Raw genomic sequence first — 738 nt, 5'->3', positions numbered from 1 at the left:
GTCAGTGTCGGCACCTTCGACTACAAGCAGCCGTCACTGACCAAACGCACCGGCCTCGACACCCTGAGCGACCAGGGCAACCTGCCCGCCACCGAGGTCTACGATTACGCCGGTGAGTATTACTACCACGGCTTTGAGCGCGGCGAGCGCCTCACCGAAAACCGTCTCGAGGCGCATGAATCCCTGGCCAAGCGCTTTCGCGGCAGCGGCGGCGCCCGCCAGCTCCAGGCCGGGCGCTGGTTCGAGCTCACCCAGCACTCGCTGCACGACACTGGCGGTGAAGAAGAACGCCAGTTCCTGCTGCTGGGCGTCAGCGTGCATGCCGAGAACGCCCTGCCGATCTCGGCCCAGCTTCAGGCGCTGCCCGACAGCTTGCAGCCCCAGCTCGACGCCGCCAAGCGCGCGCATGGCTTAGAGAGTGATACGGCCGACCCGACGGGCGAACGCCTTTCTGACTATGCCACCGGCGGCACTGGTCACTTCCTGGTGGATATCGAGGCCCAGCGCCGCACCCAGCCGTACCGTCATCCGCTGACCCATCATCGTCCCGTCATCGGCGGCCCGCAGACCGCCACCGTGGTCGGCCCGGCGAATGAAGAGATCCACACCGATCATCTCAACCGCGTGCGCGTGCAGTTCCACTGGGACCGCCAGGGGCAGAACGACGAAAACTCGAGCGTCTGGCTGCGGGTCGCCCAGCCCAACGCCGGCGCCGGCTGGGGCGGCGTCTTCGTCCCA

General features: G+C 67.2%; 1 protein-coding gene. It reads left to right on the top strand.

Annotated elements, in window-relative coordinates:
• A partial coding sequence (locus L1071_RS16170) for a type VI secretion system Vgr family protein (protein ID WP_246977076.1) occupies positions 1-738 on the top strand: 738 nt, incomplete at both ends.

Origin of the sequence: Chromohalobacter sarecensis (assembly GCF_023061135.1) — a bacterium.
Lineage (GTDB): Bacteria > Pseudomonadota > Gammaproteobacteria > Pseudomonadales > Halomonadaceae > Chromohalobacter > Chromohalobacter sarecensis.
The sequence above is the reverse complement of the archived record's forward strand: the minus strand, read 5'-3'. Positions and strand labels throughout refer to the sequence as shown.